At 57.8% G+C, this 14,124-nt stretch carries 24 protein-coding genes; all 24 read left to right on the top strand.

All coding sequences use genetic code 11. The annotated features are described in order from the left end of the window. Positions 1 to 22 precede the first annotated feature (22 nt). The gene (gene fusA, locus RN346_RS16045; protein ID WP_263585838.1) at positions 23 to 2,146 is read left to right on the top strand and encodes an elongation factor G; all 2,124 of its coding nucleotides are present in this window, start codon (positions 23 to 25) and stop codon (positions 2,144 to 2,146) included. 29 nt (positions 2,147 to 2,175) lie between these two features. Then, entirely contained in the window at positions 2,176 to 3,369 is a 1,194-nt protein-coding gene (gene tuf / locus RN346_RS16040; RefSeq protein WP_252105859.1) for an elongation factor Tu, read from the top strand. Between the two features lie 158 nt (positions 3,370 to 3,527). Further along, positions 3,528 to 3,839 carry a 30S ribosomal protein S10 gene (gene rpsJ, locus RN346_RS16035; RefSeq protein ID WP_009098983.1) on the top strand — a complete coding sequence of 104 codons (312 nt, stop codon included), beginning with the start codon at positions 3,528 to 3,530 and terminating at the stop codon, positions 3,837 to 3,839. Between the two features lie 149 nt (positions 3,840 to 3,988). Next, complete coding sequence (rplC, locus tag RN346_RS16030) at positions 3,989 to 4,627, top strand: 50S ribosomal protein L3 (protein ID WP_252105860.1); 639 nt, start codon at positions 3,989 to 3,991, stop codon at positions 4,625 to 4,627. 15 nt (positions 4,628 to 4,642) lie between these two features. Beyond that, a complete protein-coding gene (gene rplD, locus RN346_RS16025; protein WP_263585839.1) occupies positions 4,643 to 5,248 on the top strand; it encodes a 50S ribosomal protein L4 in 606 nt (201 codons plus the stop codon). Beyond that, a complete protein-coding gene (rplW, locus tag RN346_RS16020) occupies positions 5,245 to 5,541 on the top strand; it encodes a 50S ribosomal protein L23 (RefSeq protein ID WP_252105862.1) in 297 nt (98 codons plus the stop codon). Before rplD ends, rplW begins: the two co-directional genes overlap by 4 nt. Positions 5,542 to 5,558: 17 nt before the next feature. Beyond that, entirely contained in the window at positions 5,559 to 6,389 is an 831-nt protein-coding gene (rplB, locus tag RN346_RS16015; protein ID WP_252105863.1) for a 50S ribosomal protein L2, read from the top strand. Positions 6,390 to 6,422: 33 nt separating this feature from the next. After that, positions 6,423 to 6,698, top strand: a complete 276-nt coding sequence (gene rpsS, locus RN346_RS16010; protein ID WP_027337511.1) for a 30S ribosomal protein S19 — start codon at positions 6,423 to 6,425, stop codon at positions 6,696 to 6,698. Between the two features lie 18 nt (positions 6,699 to 6,716). Next, entirely contained in the window at positions 6,717 to 7,049 is a 333-nt protein-coding gene (gene rplV / locus RN346_RS16005; protein WP_252105864.1) for a 50S ribosomal protein L22, read from the top strand. Positions 7,050 to 7,060: 11 nt separating this feature from the next. After that, complete coding sequence (gene rpsC, locus RN346_RS16000; protein WP_263585840.1) at positions 7,061 to 7,765, top strand: 30S ribosomal protein S3; 705 nt, start codon at positions 7,061 to 7,063, stop codon at positions 7,763 to 7,765. 15 nt (positions 7,766 to 7,780) lie between these two features. Continuing rightward, positions 7,781 to 8,194 carry a 50S ribosomal protein L16 gene (rplP, locus tag RN346_RS15995; protein ID WP_252105866.1) on the top strand — a complete coding sequence of 138 codons (414 nt, stop codon included), beginning with the start codon at positions 7,781 to 7,783 and terminating at the stop codon, positions 8,192 to 8,194. Beyond that, positions 8,194 to 8,385 (top strand): 50S ribosomal protein L29, encoded by a 192-nt coding sequence (rpmC, locus tag RN346_RS15990; RefSeq protein WP_252105867.1) that lies wholly within the window; start codon positions 8,194 to 8,196, stop codon positions 8,383 to 8,385. Before rplP ends, rpmC begins: the two co-directional genes overlap by 1 nt. Position 8,386: 1 nt before the next feature. Further along, entirely contained in the window at positions 8,387 to 8,647 is a 261-nt protein-coding gene (gene rpsQ / locus RN346_RS15985) for a 30S ribosomal protein S17 (protein WP_027337515.1), read from the top strand. Positions 8,648 to 8,696: 49 nt separating this feature from the next. Then, positions 8,697 to 9,068: a 50S ribosomal protein L14 gene (rplN, locus tag RN346_RS15980; RefSeq protein WP_252105868.1), complete on the top strand. Its 372-nt coding sequence runs from the start codon at positions 8,697 to 8,699 to the stop codon at positions 9,066 to 9,068. Positions 9,069 to 9,082: 14 nt separating this feature from the next. Further along, complete coding sequence (rplX, locus tag RN346_RS15975; RefSeq protein ID WP_252105869.1) at positions 9,083 to 9,397, top strand: 50S ribosomal protein L24; 315 nt, start codon at positions 9,083 to 9,085, stop codon at positions 9,395 to 9,397. A gap of 18 nt (positions 9,398 to 9,415) precedes the next feature. Next, positions 9,416 to 9,955: a 50S ribosomal protein L5 gene (rplE, locus tag RN346_RS15970; RefSeq protein ID WP_263585841.1), complete on the top strand. Its 540-nt coding sequence runs from the start codon at positions 9,416 to 9,418 to the stop codon at positions 9,953 to 9,955. Positions 9,956 to 9,965: 10 nt separating this feature from the next. Beyond that, complete coding sequence (gene rpsN, locus RN346_RS15965) at positions 9,966 to 10,271, top strand: 30S ribosomal protein S14 (protein ID WP_252105871.1); 306 nt, start codon at positions 9,966 to 9,968, stop codon at positions 10,269 to 10,271. 32 nt (positions 10,272 to 10,303) lie between these two features. Then, positions 10,304 to 10,696, top strand: a complete 393-nt coding sequence (rpsH, locus tag RN346_RS15960; RefSeq protein ID WP_252105872.1) for a 30S ribosomal protein S8 — start codon at positions 10,304 to 10,306, stop codon at positions 10,694 to 10,696. Between the two features lie 9 nt (positions 10,697 to 10,705). After that, the gene (rplF, locus tag RN346_RS15955; protein WP_252105873.1) at positions 10,706 to 11,236 is read left to right on the top strand and encodes a 50S ribosomal protein L6; all 531 of its coding nucleotides are present in this window, start codon (positions 10,706 to 10,708) and stop codon (positions 11,234 to 11,236) included. A 9-nt stretch (positions 11,237 to 11,245) separates the two neighbouring features. After that, positions 11,246 to 11,596 (top strand): 50S ribosomal protein L18, encoded by a 351-nt coding sequence (rplR, locus tag RN346_RS15950; protein ID WP_008959159.1) that lies wholly within the window; start codon positions 11,246 to 11,248, stop codon positions 11,594 to 11,596. Between the two features lie 12 nt (positions 11,597 to 11,608). Continuing rightward, positions 11,609 to 12,109, top strand: a complete 501-nt coding sequence (gene rpsE, locus RN346_RS15945; protein ID WP_252105874.1) for a 30S ribosomal protein S5 — start codon at positions 11,609 to 11,611, stop codon at positions 12,107 to 12,109. Positions 12,110 to 12,115: 6 nt separating this feature from the next. Next, positions 12,116 to 12,298, top strand: coding sequence for a 50S ribosomal protein L30 (gene rpmD / locus RN346_RS15940; protein ID WP_252105875.1), 183 nt, complete (start codon positions 12,116 to 12,118; stop codon positions 12,296 to 12,298). Positions 12,299 to 12,301: 3 nt separating this feature from the next. Next, entirely contained in the window at positions 12,302 to 12,736 is a 435-nt protein-coding gene (gene rplO, locus RN346_RS15935) for a 50S ribosomal protein L15 (protein ID WP_263585842.1), read from the top strand. Then, positions 12,737 to 14,068 (top strand): preprotein translocase subunit SecY, encoded by a 1,332-nt coding sequence (secY, locus tag RN346_RS15930; RefSeq protein ID WP_263585843.1) that lies wholly within the window; start codon positions 12,737 to 12,739, stop codon positions 14,066 to 14,068. Positions 14,069 to 14,124: the final 56 nt, after the last annotated feature.

The following is a 14,124-nucleotide window of genomic DNA, read 5'->3' as shown; positions in this document are numbered from 1 at the left end:
GCCAACTAACGGGAGTTTCACCGTGGCACGCAAGACTCCACTAAAGCGTTATCGCAATATCGGTATCGTCGCTCACGTTGACGCGGGTAAAACCACGACAACCGAGCGCGTACTGTTTTACACCGGCCTTTCCCACAAGGTGGGCGAAGTGCACGACGGTGCGGCGACCATGGACTGGATGGAGCAGGAGCAGGAGCGTGGTATCACTATCACCTCAGCTGCGACCACCTGTTTCTGGCAGGGCATGAACAAGCAGTTCGACGAGCACCGCATCAACATCATCGACACCCCCGGGCACGTTGACTTCACGATCGAAGTCGAGCGTTCCTTGCGTGTTCTCGATGGTGCGGTCGTCGTTCTGTGTGGCTCCTCCGGTGTTCAGCCGCAGACCGAAACCGTATGGCGTCAGGCCAACAAGTACGAAGTTCCGCGTATGGTGTTCGTCAACAAGATGGACCGTACCGGCGCTGACTTCTTCATGGTCGTCGAGCAACTGAAGGATCGTCTGGGCGCCAACGCCGTGCCGATCCAGATCAACTGGGGCACCGAGGAAGACTTCAAGGGCGTTATCGACCTGCTGCAGATGAAAGCGATTCTGTGGGACGAGGCGAGCCTGGGCATGAACTACGACCTCGTGGACATTCCGGACGATCTCATGGAGACCGCCGAGAAGTACCGCGAAGAGATGGTCGAGTGTGCCGCGGAAGCGTCCGAAGAGCTGATGGACAAGTACCTCGAAGAGGGCGACTTGACCATCGAAGAGATCAAGGCCGGCCTTCGTGCGCGTACACTCGCCAACGAAGTCGTACTGGTCACCTGTGGCTCTGCGTTCAAGAACAAGGGCGTGCAGGCGGTTCTCGACGGCGTTATCGAATACATGCCGTCGCCGACCGAAGTTAAAGCGATCGAAGGTGAACTGGACGATAAAGACGGCACCATCGCGACCCGCGAAGCCGACGACAACCAGCCCTTCGCGGCGCTGGCGTTCAAGATCGCGACCGACCCCTTCGTCGGTACCCTGACCTTCATCCGCGTTTACTCGGGCGTTCTGAAGTCCGGCGACGGCGTGTACAACTCCGTCAAGGGCAAGAAAGAGCGTGTGGGTCGTATCGTTCAGATGCACTCCAACTCGCGTGAAGAGATCAAGGAAATTCTGGCCGGCGATATCGCCGCCTGTATCGGTCTGAAGGACGTCACCACGGGTGACACGCTGTGCGACATCGATAACAAGATTATCCTTGAGCGCATGGAATTCCCGGATCCGGTTATTTCGGTCGCCGTCGAGCCGAAGTCGAAAGCCGACCAGGAAAAAATGGGCGTGGCACTGGGCAAGCTGGCCCAGGAAGATCCCTCTTTCCAGGTGAAAACCGACGAAGAGACCGGCCAGACCATCATTTCCGGTATGGGTGAGCTGCACCTGGACATCATCGTTGACCGCATGCGTCGCGAGTTCAAGGTTGACGCCAATATCGGTAAGCCGCAGGTCGCTTACCGCGAAACCATTCGCGGCAGCGTCGAGCAGGAAGGCAAGTTCGTACGTCAGTCCGGTGGTCGTGGTCAGTTCGGTCACGTTTACCTGCGTATCGAGCCGCTGACCGCTGAAGAGAAGGGTGAAGGCGAAGACGAAATCTTCTTCAAGTTCGCTTCTGAAATCGTGGGCGGCGTGGTTCCGAAGGAATACGTGCCGGCGGTAGAAAAGGGTGCTTACGAGCAGCTGAAAAACGGTGTCATCGCGGGCTACCCGATGATCGACGTTAAAGTGACGCTGTTTGACGGTTCCTACCACGACGTGGACTCGAACGAGACCGCGTTCAAGATTGCTTCTTCCATGGCCGTGAAAGAAGGTGCCAGGAAGGCCAAGGCCGTGCTGCTGGAGCCGGTGATGAAGGTCGAGGTCGTGACTCCCGAAGACTTTATGGGTGACGTCATGGGCGACCTGAACCGTCGTCGCGGCTTGGTGCAGGGCATGGATGACTCCTCTGCAGGTAAGGTCATCCGTGCAACGGTGCCGCTGGGTGAGATGTTCGGTTATGCAACCGATCTACGCTCTCAGACCCAGGGCCGTGCGAGCTACTCCATGGAGTTCGCGAAGTACGATGAGGCGCCCTCCAGCGTCGTTGAAGCCGTCATCAACCAAAACGGTTAACCGTTAGCTAACGTAAAGAGGTTATAGCAGTGGCTAAGGAAAAATTCGAACGTTCCAAACCGCATATCAACGTCGGCACCATCGGTCACGTCGACCACGGTAAAACGACTCTGACTGCGGCCCTGACTCGCGTGTCTGCCGAAGTATTCGGTGGCGACTGGCGTGAATTCGATACCATCGATAACGCTCCGGAAGAGCGCGAGCGCGGTATCACCATCGCAACGTCTCACGTTGAGTATCAGTCTGAAGTGCGTCACTACGCGCACGTCGACTGCCCGGGACACGCTGACTACGTCAAGAACATGATCACCGGTGCTGCCCAGATGGACGGCGCGATCCTGGTATGTTCTGCCGCTGACGGCCCGATGCCGCAGACTCGCGAGCACATCCTGCTGTCTCGTCAGGTTGGCGTTCCGTTCATCGTTGTCTTCCTGAACAAGGCAGACATGGTCGATGACGAAGAGCTCCTCGAGCTGGTCGAAATGGAAGTTCGTGAACTTCTGTCTCAGTACGACTTCCCGGGCGACGACACCCCGATCATCACGGGCTCTGCTCTGATGGCGCTGGAAGGCAAGGACGACAACGGCATGGGTACGACCGCCGTTGCCAACCTGATCAAGGCGCTAGATGACTACATCCCGGAGCCGGAGCGTGCGATCGACCAGCCGTTCCTGATGCCGATCGAAGACGTATTCTCTATCTCTGGCCGTGGTACTGTTGTTACCGGTCGTGTAGAGCGCGGTATCGTTAAAGCGGGCGAAGAAGTTGAAATCGTCGGCATGAAGGACACCACCAAGACCACCGTTACCGGTGTCGAAATGTTCCGTAAGCTGCTCGACGAAGGTCGTGCCGGTGAGAACGTTGGTGCTCTTCTGCGTGGTACCAAGCGTGATGACGTCGAGCGTGGTCAGGTACTGGCCAAGCCGGGCACCATCAAGCCGCACACCGTCTTCGAAGCCGAAGTCTACGTTCTGTCCAAGGAAGAGGGTGGTCGTCACACGCCGTTCTTCAAGGGCTACCGTCCGCAGTTCTACTTCCGTACCACCGACGTAACCGGTACTTGTGAACTGCCGGAAGGCGTTGAAATGGTTATGCCGGGCGACAACATTCAAATGGTTGTTACCCTGATCGCGCCGATCGCCATGGAAGACGGCCTGCGTTTCGCGATTCGCGAAGGCGGCCGTACCGTTGGTGCCGGCGTCGTAGCCAAAATCGTTCAGTAAGTTAGTCACTGAATGACGAAGGGGGCTCCAAGGAGCCCCCTTTTCTGCGCATCATGAGCAAATGTTTGACACGTGCTTTTGACGTGCATATAATGCGCATCCTTTGAATGCGTGGGTAGACGGCTCGCGCCGTCGACATCCATTGGAGTTTAGGGCAAATGCAGAACCAAAAGATTCGCATTCGGTTGAAAGCGTTCGACCATCGCCTGATCGATCAGTCCACAGCGGAAATCGTTGAAACCGCTAAGCGTACTGGTGCTCAGGTTCGTGGACCGATCCCGCTGCCGACCAACCGCGAGCGCTACACCATCCTGATTTCTCCGCACGTCAATAAGGACGCGCGCGATCAGTATGAGATCCGTACGCACAAGCGTGTGCTCGACATCGTCGAGCCGACCGAGAAAACCGTTGATGCGCTGATGAAGCTCGACCTCGCCGCCGGCGTTGACGTGCAAATCAAGCTCGACTAATCACACTAGACACTTGCGGCCCAGCGTTCATTAACGTTTTTTTGATCAGCAGCCGCCGCGTCGTGAGACGCCATACAATGTGCTAGTGGAATGCTCTGGAAAGGGCAGCCATAGCGGGTGATAGCCCCGTACACTATAGGAGACTGAGTATGACTATCGGTTTAGTCGGTAAAAAGGCCGGGATGACCCGTGTCTTTACCGAAGACGGCTCATCCGTGCCCGTAACCGTTATTGAAGTGGATCCTAACCGTGTCACGCGCGTTAAAACCGTCGAGTCCGACGGCTACGCAGCGGTACAGGTCACCACAGGCTCTCGCAAAGCCAAACACCTCACCAAAGCGCAAGCTGGACAGTTTGCCAAGGCGGGGGTTGAGGCTGGTCGTTCACTGATGGAATTCCGTCTTGCAGAAGGCGAAGAAGCTCCGGAAGTGGGTGGCGAACTCACCGTATCCCTCTTCGAAGCTGGTCAAATGATCGACGTGACCGGCACCTCCAAGGGTAAAGGCTTCCAGGGTGCTGTTAAGCGCTGGAATTTCCGTACCCAGGACAACAGCCATGGTAACTCCCTGTCGCACCGCGCGCCGGGTTCTATCGGCATGTGTCAGACCCCGGGTCGCGTATTCAAAGGCAAGAAAATGGCCGGTCAGATGGGCAACGTCCGCTGCACCGTGCAAAGCCTTGAAATCGTCCGTGTCGATGCCGAGCGTAACCTGCTGCTAATCAAGGGTGCTGTTCCGGGTGCAACCGGTAGCGACGTCATCGTTCGCAGCGCCGTGAAAGCTGGCTGAAGGGGATAATTACCAATGAATCTGAATCTTGCTGCAGGCACGGGTACCGTTGAAGTAGCCGACGCCACTTTTGGCAAAGAATTCAACGAAGCGCTCGTTCACCAAGTCGTCACTGCCTATTTGGCCGGTGCACGTCAGGGTACTCGCGCTCAAAAGAACCGTTCTGAAGTTCGTGGTGGTGGTAAGAAGCCGTGGCGTCAGAAGGGTACCGGTCGCGCACGTGCCGGCACCATCCGCTCGCCGCTATGGCGCAGCGGCGGCGTAACCTTCGCGGCTCGCCCGCAGGATCACTCCCAGAAGGTTAACCGCAAGATGTACCGTGCGGCGATGCGCTCCATTCTGTCCGAGCTCGTTCGCCAGGAACGTCTGGTGGCGGTTGAAGAGTTCACCGTGGACGCGCCCAAGACCAAGCAGGTCGCTGCCAAGCTGAAAGAGCTCAACCTTGAGAAAGTGTTGATCGTCACCGAAGAGATCGACGAAACGCTCTATCTGGCCGCTCGCAACCTTCCCCACGTCAACGTGGTAGACGTCGCGGCAGCCGATCCGGTGAGCCTGGTAGCCTATGACAAGGTCCTGATCACCGTCTCCGCCCTGCGTAAATTCGAGGAGAAGCTGGCATGAACCAGGAACGCGTATTCAAGGTTCTGCTTGGACCGCACGTGACCGAAAAGGCCGCGATGGCCGCCGAGCGCAACCAGTACGTCTTCAAGGTAGCGAGTGACGCTACCAAGCCCGAGATCAAGAAAGCCGTCGAAGCACTGTTCGGCAAGAAGGTCGGCAGCGTTCAGACTCTGAACGTCAAGGGCAAGACCAAGCGTACTGCTCATGGCGTTGGCCTGCGTAAGGGTTACCGCAAAGCGTATGTGACCCTGGCTGCGGGTGAAACGCTCGAAGACTTCTCTGGCGCCGAATAAGGGCAGGAGTACGGATAATGGCAATCGTCAAGACCAAACCCACATCCGCCGGTCGTCGCCACGTCGTCAAGATCGTTGGTGAGGAACTGTACAAGGGCCGCGCTTACGCGCCGCTTTTGGAAAAACAGTCCAAGTCCGGTGGCCGTAACAACTACGGTCGCATCACCACCCGCCACGTGGGCGGTGGTCACCGTCAGCACTACCGTCTGATCGACTTCAAGCGCACCAAGGATGGCATTCCGGCTACCGTTGAGCGCCTCGAGCACGATCCGAACCGCAGTGCCCACATTGCGCTGTTGAAGTACGCCGATGGCGAACGTCGTTACATCATCGCACCGAAAGGTGTCAGCGCGGGTGACGTGCTGGAATCCGGTGTCAACGCCGCCATCAAGAAAGGCAATGCCTTGCCGCTGCGCAACATTCCGCTGGGTTCGACCGTTCATGCGATCGAGCTGAAGCCGGGTAAAGGCGCGCAGATTGCTCGCAGTGCCGGTACTAGCGCACAGCTGGTTGCGCGTGAAGGCAACTACGCCACCTTGCGTCTTCGCTCTGGCGAAATGCGCAAGATCCTGGCCGAGTGCCGCGCGACCCTGGGCGAAGTGAGCAACTCCGAGCACAGCCTGCGTCAACTTGGCAAGGCCGGTGCGAAGCGCTGGAGAGGCGTGCGCCCGACTGTTCGCGGTGTCGCGATGAACCCTGTCGATCACCCGCACGGTGGTGGTGAAGGCCGCACCAGCGGTGGCCGTCACCCGGTATCCCCGTGGGGTATGCCGACCAAGGGTCACAAGACGCGTAAGAACAAGCGCACCGACAAGCTGATTATCCGTCGCCGTAACAAGACGCGTTAATCGAAATTGCCAAGACATTAAGAGGTAACGGCTGTGCCACGTTCACTAAAGAAAGGTCCCTTCATTGACCTTCATCTTTTGAAGAAGGTAGAGGCTGCAGTGGAAAAGAACGACCGCAAACCGATCAAGACCTGGTCGCGTCGTTCGATGATCCTGCCCAACATGGTAGGTCTGACCATCGCAGTCCATAACGGACGCCAGCATGTCCCGGTGCACGTCTCCGAGGAAATGGTGGGTCATAAACTGGGCGAATTCGCTGCCACTCGCACGTATCGCGGGCATGTGGCGGACAAGAAAGCCAAACGGTAAGCCAGAGAGGATTGAGAGATGGAAGTCACAGCTAAGCTGCGTGGCGCTCGTTTATCCGCCCAGAAGGCCCGTTTGGTGGCTGACCAGGTGCGCGGTAAACCGGTCGCCGAAGCTATTGACCTGCTGACCTTCTCACCGAAGAAGGCTGCCAAACTGGTCAAGAAAACGCTTCAGTCCGCCATCGCGAATGCGGAAGAAAATAACGGCATGGACATCGACGAGCTGCGTGTCTCGACCATCTGCGTCGATGAGGGCATGACGCTCAAGCGTATCAAGCCGCGCGCCAAGGGCCGCGCAGATCGTATCTTGAAGCGCACCTGCCACATCACCGTCAAGGTAGCCGAGAAGTAGGAGTCGACCAGATGGGTCAGAAAGTCAATCCAATAGGCATTCGACTGGGCATTGTCAAAGACCATGCTTCTGTCTGGTATGCCGAGCGCGGCGCTTACGCCGACAAGCTCAACAACGATCTCGCAGTGCGCAGCTTCCTGGAAGAGCGTCTGAAAAATGCCTCCGTGAGCCATATTCACATCGAGCGCCCTGCGAACAATGCCCGCATCACCATTCATACTGCCCGTCCGGGTATCGTGATTGGTAAAAAAGGTGAAGATGTCGACCGTCTGCGTCGCGACCTCACCGAGATGATGGGCGTTCCGGTTCACGTGAACATCGAAGAAGTTCGCAAACCGGAACTCGACGCCAAGCTGGTTGCCGCCAACGTTGCGGGTCAGCTGGAGCGTCGCGTGATGTTCCGTCGTGCGATGAAGCGCGCGGTACAAAACGCAATGCGTTTGGGCGCTGGTGGCATCAAGATCCAGCTGTCCGGTCGTCTGGGTGGCGCCGAAATCGCCCGTACCGAATGGTACCGTGAAGGTCGCGTTCCGCTGCACACCCTGCGTGCGGACATTGACTACGCCACCTTCGAAGCTCACACCACCTACGGCGTCATCGGCGTCAAAGTGTGGATCTTCAAGGGCGAAATCCTCGGCGGTATCGAGGAAGTACGTGCCAAGGCGAAGCAACAACAGCCTGCCGGCAACGCGCCCAAGAAGAAAGGTTCCAGGTAAGGGGAGAGCGAGTCGATGTTACAGCCCAAGCGTATGAAATTCCGTAAGATGCAGAAAGGCCGCAACCGTGGTCTGGCGCATCGCGGAAGCAAGATCAGCTTCGGGGAGTACGGCCTGAAAGCTACCGGTCGCGGCCGCATCACGGCCCGTCAGATCGAAGCCGGCCGTCGTGCGATCACACGTCACGTCAAGCGTGGCGGTAAGATCTGGATCCGCGTATTCCCGGACAAGCCGATCTCCAAGAAGCCACTCGAAGTTCGTATGGGTAAAGGTAAGGGTTCCGTTGAGTACTGGGTAGCCCAGATCCAGCCGGGTCGGGTCCTGTATGAAATTGAAGGCGTATCCGAAGAGCTGGCCCGTGAAGCATTTGACCTGGCCGCCCAGAAGATGCCCTTGTCCACCACCTTTGCAAAACGGACGGTGATGTGATGAAAGCCCAAGAAATTCGTGAAAAGTCCGCAGGAGAGCTCCAAGAGCAGCTCCTCGAGCTCCTCCGCGAGCAGTTTAACCTGCGCATGCAGAAGGCCTCCGGCCAACTGAGCCAGACTCATCTGCTCAAGCAGGTCCGTCGGGATATCGCCCGCGTGAAGACTTTGCTCAACGAGAAGGCAGGTGATTGAGATGGCCGAAGAGAAAAAAGCACGTACGCTTACCGGTAAGGTGGTGAGCGACAAGATGGAGAAATCCATCGTCGTCATGATCGAGCGTCGTGAGCGTCACCCGATCTACGGAAAATACGTTAAGCGCTCCACCAAGCTGCACGCCCATGATGAGGCGAACCAGGCGAAGGCAGGCGACACGGTTTCCATTCAGGAGTGCCGTCCGCTTTCCAAGAAGAAAGCCTGGACGCTGGTCGAGGTGGTCGAGCAGGCCAAGGGTTAAACCCTGGGTCTTCCAACCAGTGCAGTCAGATTAGGTTTGGAGAAAACCGATGATTCAGACTCAGACAATGCTGGATGTCGCCGACAACAGCGGAGCGCGCCGGGTGCAGTGCATCAAGGTGCTGGGCGGTTCACACCGTCGCTACGCTCGCGTAGGTGATGTCATCAAGGTAACGGTGAAAGAAGCCATTCCGCGGGGCAAGGTCAAAAAAGGCCAGGTCCTGAAAGCGGTGGTCGTTCGCACCCGTAGCGGTGTCCGTCGTAACGACGGGTCGCTTATTCGTTTCGATGGAAATGCGGCGGTTTTGTTGAACAACACCAACGAACAGCCGATCGGCACCCGTATTTTCGGTCCGGTCACTCGTGAGCTGCGTAACGAGCGGTTCATGAAGATCATTTCCTTAGCGCCTGAAGTGCTGTAAGGAGCGAGGCGAATATGCAAAAGATCAAACGTGACGATGAAGTCATCGTCATCGCCGGGAAGGATAAAGGCAAGCGTGGCACTGTTAAGCGGGTAATGGAAAACCGCTTCGTGGTGTCCGGTGTGAATATGATCAAGCGTCACACCAAAGCCAATCCCATGGCGGGAAATCAGGGCGGTATCGTCGAGCGTGAGGCTCCGATTCACGCGTCCAACGTAGCCATCTTCAATTCGGAGACCGGTAAGGCGGATCGCGTCGGCTTCCAGGTGAAGGAAGACGGTACCAAGGTACGTATCTACAAGTCGACGCAGACGCAGATCGACGCCTAACGCGAGTCGGGTAGCACAATGGCGAACTTGAAAGAACGTTATCAAAACGAGGTGGTGGCTCAACTCAAAGAGCAGTTTAGCTACGCCAACGTAATGCAGGTACCCCGGATCACGAAAGTGACTCTGAACATGGGTATCGGCGAGGCGGTCAGCGATAAAAAGCTGATCGACAATGCCGTCGGCGATCTGGAGAAGCTCTCTGGTCAAAAGCCGCTGGTGACCAAGGCACGTAAGTCCATCGCGGGCTTCAAGGTGCGCGAAGGCTGGCCAATCGGTATCAAGGTAACGCTGCGCGCAGAGCGCATGTGGGACTTTTTGGACCGTCTGGTGAACATCGCGATTCCTCGCGTGCGTGACTTCCGTGGTCTCAACCCGAAGTCCTTCGACGGTCGTGGCAACTACTCCATGGGTGTGCGTGAGCAGATCATCTTCCCGGAGATCGAGTATGATAAGATCGATCGTATCCGCGGGTTGGACGTCACCATCACCACTACCGCCAACACCGACGAGGAAGGCCGTGCGCTCTTGAGCGCGCTGAACTTCCCGTTCAAGAAATAAGGGTGGGATCATGGCTAAGAAAAGCATGGTAGAGCGTGAACAAAAGCGTGCAGAGCTGGTCGAGAAGTACGCGGCCAAACGCGCTGAGCTCAAGAAGATCATCTCGGACGTGAACACGACCGATGAAGACCGCTTCGAGGCGACGCTGAAACTGCAGCAACTGCCGCGTGACTCGAGCCCGGTGCGTCGGACTAACCGCTGCCGCATCACTGGCCGTCCGCACGGTTTTTACAACAAGTTCGGCCTTGGCCGTAACAAGCTGCGTGAAGCCGCCATGCGTGGCGACGTCCCTGGACTCAAGAAGTCCAGCTGGTAACGCCACGTAGATTCATCAGGAGCGCACATTAAATGAGCATGCAAGATACTCTGGCGGATATGTTTACCCGTATCCGTAATGCGCAGATGGCCACCAAGGAGACGGCAGTCATGCCGTCTTCCAAGTTGAAAGTGGAAGTGGCCCGCGTGCTAAAGGAAGAAGGCTACATCGCCGACTTCACGGTTGCTGAAGGCGTCAAGCCCGAGCTCACCGTTACCCTGAAATACTTCGAGGGTAAGCCGGTCATCGAGCACATTCAGCGGGTTTCCAAGCCGTCTCTGCGTCAATACAAGGGTAAGAGCAATCTGCCCAAGGTCGCCGATGGTCTGGGTATCGCGATTGTCACCACCTCCAATGGTGTCATGACCGATCGTGCCGCGCGCCAGGCTGGCGTCGGTGGCGAAGTCATCTGCACCGTATTCTAGGAGGCTGGAATGTCCCGCATAGCGAAATATCCGGTTAAAGTGCCTGCCGGCGTTGACGTTAAAATCAACGACGATCAGCTGACCGCCAAAGGCGGTTTGGGCACGCTGTCCATGCCGATTCACCAGGACGTGGTGGTCGGTCAGGAAGACGGCCAGCTGACCTTCGCCCCGAGCGAATCTGCCAAGAGCTGGGCAATGGCCGGTACTACCCGCGCCCTGGTTCAGAACCTGGTCACGGGCGTATCCGAGGGTTTCACACGAACTCTCGAAATTGTTGGCGTCGGTTATCGCGCGCAAGCGAAAGGCCAGACGCTCAATCTTTCACTGGGCTTCTCGCACCCGGTCGACTACGAACTGCCTGAAGGTGTCACAGCGGAAACGCCGAAAAACACCACCATCGTGCTGAAAAGCGCGGACAAGCAGAAGCTCGGTCAGTGCGCCGCGGAAATCCGCGCCTTCCGTCCGCCCGAGCCGTACAAAGGCAAGGGTGTTCGTTATGGCGACGAGCAGGTCCGCCGTAAAGAAGCCAAGAAGAAGTAAGGCAGGGTTATGAACGCGAAGAAAGAATCTCGTCTCCGTCGTGCCCGCCGCGCTCGCGCCAAGATCCGCGAGCTGGGCGTGTATCGCCTGTGCGTCAACCGTACCCCGCGTCACATCTATGCGCAGATTATCTCGCCGGATGGTGGCAAAGTGTTGGCCAGCGCTTCCACGCTGGACAAGGCTCTGCGCGAGGGTGCGACCGGTAACTCGGACGCCGCCTCCAAGGTGGGCGCTCTGATCGCCGAACGCGCTAAAGAAGCAGGCATCACCCAGGTGGCCTTCGATCGTGCTGGCTTTAAATATCACGGTCGCGTCAAGGCTCTGGCCGACGCCGCTCGTGAAGGCGGCCTGGAATTCTAAAGGGTTTTTACGATGGCGAAGAACGAACAGCAAAGCGGTGATCTGCAAGAGAAATTGGTGCAGGTCAACCGCGTCGCCAAGGTGGTCAAGGGTGGTCGTATTTTCGGCTTCACCGCGCTGACCGTCGTTGGTGATGGTAAAGGTCGTGTCGGTTTTGGTCGTGGCAAGGCGCGTGAAGTGCCGGTCGCGATTCAAAAAGCGATGGACCAGGCGCGTCGCAACATGGTCAAGGTCAACCTGGCAGGCCAAACGCTGCAGTACCCGGTCAAGGCCCGTCACGGCGCCTCCAAGGTGTACATGCAGCCGGCTTCCGAAGGTACCGGCATCATCGCCGGTGGCGCCATGCGCTCCGTACTGGAGCTTGCCGGTGTCCACGACGTACTGGCCAAGTGCTACGGTTCCACCAACCCGGTAAACGTGGTGCGTGCGACCGTCAATGGTCTCGCCTCCATGCAATCACCGGACGACGTGGCCGCCAAGCGCGGTCTGTCTGTCGAAGCGATTACGGGGTAAGACACCATGGCAGCTTTGATCAAGGTTACCCAGGTCCGCAGCACCATCGGCGTTTTGCCCAAGCATAAGGCGACCATGAAAGGTCTGGGCCTGCGTCGCATCGGTCATACGGTTGAACTGGAAGACACCCCGGCCGTACGCGGCATGATCCACAAGGTGACCTACCTTGTGCGCGTTGAGGGAGAGTAATCCATGAAACTTAATACCTTAAGCCCGGCTCCGGGCTCCAAACACGCTGAAAAGCGCGTGGGTCGTGGTATCGGTTCCGGTCTGGGCAAGACCGGTGGCCGTGGCCACAAGGGTCAGAAATCGCGCAGTGGCGGTAGCGTCAAGCCCGGTTTCGAAGGCGGTCAGATGCCGCTGCAGCGCCGTCTGCCGAAGTTCGGCTTTACGTCGGCGAAGTCGCTGGTCTCTGAAGAAGTACGCCTGGCCGAGCTTGCCAAGGTCGCGGGTGACGAAGTCACCCTCGAGACTTTGAAAGAGGCCAACGTGCTGAAGGACTCGACGCAGTTTGCGAAGATCATCCTTTCCGGCGATTTGAACAAGGCGGTTACCGTTCGCGGTCTCAAGGTCACCAAAGGTGCCCGTGACGCGATCGCAGCCGCTGGCGGCAAGGTAGAGGACTAAATGGCCAAGTCAGGAAACATGCCGGCGACGGGCAGCGGTCTGAGTGAACTGTGGGCGCGTTTGCGCTTCGTGCTCCTCGCCATCGTGGTGTACCGTATCGGTGCCCATATCCCCGTTCCCGGTATCAATCCTGACCAGCTTGCTGCCTTGTTTAGGGAGCAGCAGGGCACCATCCTGGGCATGTTCAACATGTTCTCGGGTGGTGCGCTGGAGCGCATGAGTGTTCTCGCCTTGGGCATCATGCCCTACATCTCGGCGTCGATCATCATGCAGCTCATGACCGCGGTCTCGCCTCAGCTTGAGCAGCTCAAGAAAGAGGGCGAGTCCGGCCGCCGAAAGATCAGTCAGTACACCCGCTACGGCACGGTGATACTGGCGTTTATCCAGGCCACCGGCATGTCCGTGGGCCTGGCTAGCCAAGGCATCGCTTACAGCGCTGACTTTAGCTTCTACTTCACCGCCGTGGTGACCTTCGTCTCCGGTGCGGTGTTTATGATGTGGCTAGGTGAGCAGATCACCGAGAAGGGGATCGGCAACGGTATTTCGCTGCTGATCTTCGCCGGGATCGTCGCCGGGCTACCCAGCGCCGTGGGCCAGGCTTTCGAGCTTGCCCGCAACGAAGGGGCCTGGAATGTTCTTCCGCTGTTAGCGCTGTCAGTGCTAGGGATCGCCACCGTGGCGTTCGTGGTATTCATCGAGCGCGGCCAACGCCGGCTCAAGGTGAACTATCCGCGGCGTCAGGTCGGTAACAAGATGTATGCGGGTCAAAGCAGCTATCTGCCCCTGAAGGTGAACATGGCCGGGGTTATCCCGGCGATCTTCGCCTCCAGTATCCTCCTCTTTCCGGCGTCGATCGGTCAGTGGGTGGGTGCCGGTGAAGGGATGGAGTGGCTGCAGCGAGCCTCGCAGGCGCTCGGCCCCGGCCAGCCGCTCTACATCTTGCTTTTTGCGGCGGCAGTGGTATTCTTCTGCTTCTTTTACACAGCGCTGGTCTTCAACCCCAAGGATGTGGCTGACAATTTGAAAAAGTCAGGCGCGTTTTTGCCGGGTATTCGCCCCGGCGAGCAGACCGCTCGCTATATCGACAAGGTGATGACACGTCTCACGTTGTTCGGTGCCCTGTATATCACTGCAGTTTCCCTGATGCCCCAGTTCCTGATCGTTGCATGGAACGTCCCGTTCTTCTTTGGCGGCACGTCTCTATTGATCGTGGTAGTGGTCATCATGGACTTCATGGCCCAGGTGCAGTCGCATCTCATGTCGCATCAATATGACTCGGTGATGAAGAAGTCCAACCTGAAAGGCTACGGTAGCGGCGGTATAGCGCGTTAAGCGCTCCCTCCCAGTGCTCTGGCCGATACGTGTGTTGGTCAGGCGCCGGGCGTGCC

The sequence above is a fragment of the Halomonas sp. PAMB 3232 genome (genome assembly GCF_031954225.1).
GTDB lineage: Bacteria > Pseudomonadota > Gammaproteobacteria > Pseudomonadales > Halomonadaceae > Vreelandella.
Note: the sequence above shows the minus strand (reverse complement) of the source record. Positions and strands in the feature narration are given on the sequence as shown.

Coding starts and splice junctions, on each gene's coding strand:
- rpsJ (WP_009098983.1), top strand. CDS start 3,528: ATGCAGAACCAAAAGATTCGCATTCGGTTGAAAGCGTTCGACCATCGC.
- rplC (WP_252105860.1), top strand. CDS start 3,989: ATGACTATCGGTTTAGTCGGTAAAAAGGCCGGGATGACCCGTGTCTTT.
- rplD (WP_263585839.1), top strand. CDS start 4,643: ATGAATCTGAATCTTGCTGCAGGCACGGGTACCGTTGAAGTAGCCGAC.
- rplW (WP_252105862.1), top strand. CDS start 5,245: ATGAACCAGGAACGCGTATTCAAGGTTCTGCTTGGACCGCACGTGACC.
- rplB (WP_252105863.1), top strand. CDS start 5,559: ATGGCAATCGTCAAGACCAAACCCACATCCGCCGGTCGTCGCCACGTC.
- rplV (WP_252105864.1), top strand. CDS start 6,717: ATGGAAGTCACAGCTAAGCTGCGTGGCGCTCGTTTATCCGCCCAGAAG.
- rpsC (WP_263585840.1), top strand. CDS start 7,061: ATGGGTCAGAAAGTCAATCCAATAGGCATTCGACTGGGCATTGTCAAA.
- rplP (WP_252105866.1), top strand. CDS start 7,781: ATGTTACAGCCCAAGCGTATGAAATTCCGTAAGATGCAGAAAGGCCGC.
- rpmC (WP_252105867.1), top strand. CDS start 8,194: ATGAAAGCCCAAGAAATTCGTGAAAAGTCCGCAGGAGAGCTCCAAGAG.
- rpsQ (WP_027337515.1), top strand. CDS start 8,387: ATGGCCGAAGAGAAAAAAGCACGTACGCTTACCGGTAAGGTGGTGAGC.
- rplN (WP_252105868.1), top strand. CDS start 8,697: ATGATTCAGACTCAGACAATGCTGGATGTCGCCGACAACAGCGGAGCG.
- rplX (WP_252105869.1), top strand. CDS start 9,083: ATGCAAAAGATCAAACGTGACGATGAAGTCATCGTCATCGCCGGGAAG.
- rplE (WP_263585841.1), top strand. CDS start 9,416: ATGGCGAACTTGAAAGAACGTTATCAAAACGAGGTGGTGGCTCAACTC.
- rpsN (WP_252105871.1), top strand. CDS start 9,966: ATGGCTAAGAAAAGCATGGTAGAGCGTGAACAAAAGCGTGCAGAGCTG.
- rpsH (WP_252105872.1), top strand. CDS start 10,304: ATGAGCATGCAAGATACTCTGGCGGATATGTTTACCCGTATCCGTAAT.
- rplF (WP_252105873.1), top strand. CDS start 10,706: ATGTCCCGCATAGCGAAATATCCGGTTAAAGTGCCTGCCGGCGTTGAC.
- rplR (WP_008959159.1), top strand. CDS start 11,246: ATGAACGCGAAGAAAGAATCTCGTCTCCGTCGTGCCCGCCGCGCTCGC.
- rpsE (WP_252105874.1), top strand. CDS start 11,609: ATGGCGAAGAACGAACAGCAAAGCGGTGATCTGCAAGAGAAATTGGTG.
- rpmD (WP_252105875.1), top strand. CDS start 12,116: ATGGCAGCTTTGATCAAGGTTACCCAGGTCCGCAGCACCATCGGCGTT.
- rplO (WP_263585842.1), top strand. CDS start 12,302: ATGAAACTTAATACCTTAAGCCCGGCTCCGGGCTCCAAACACGCTGAA.
- secY (WP_263585843.1), top strand. CDS start 12,737: ATGGCCAAGTCAGGAAACATGCCGGCGACGGGCAGCGGTCTGAGTGAA.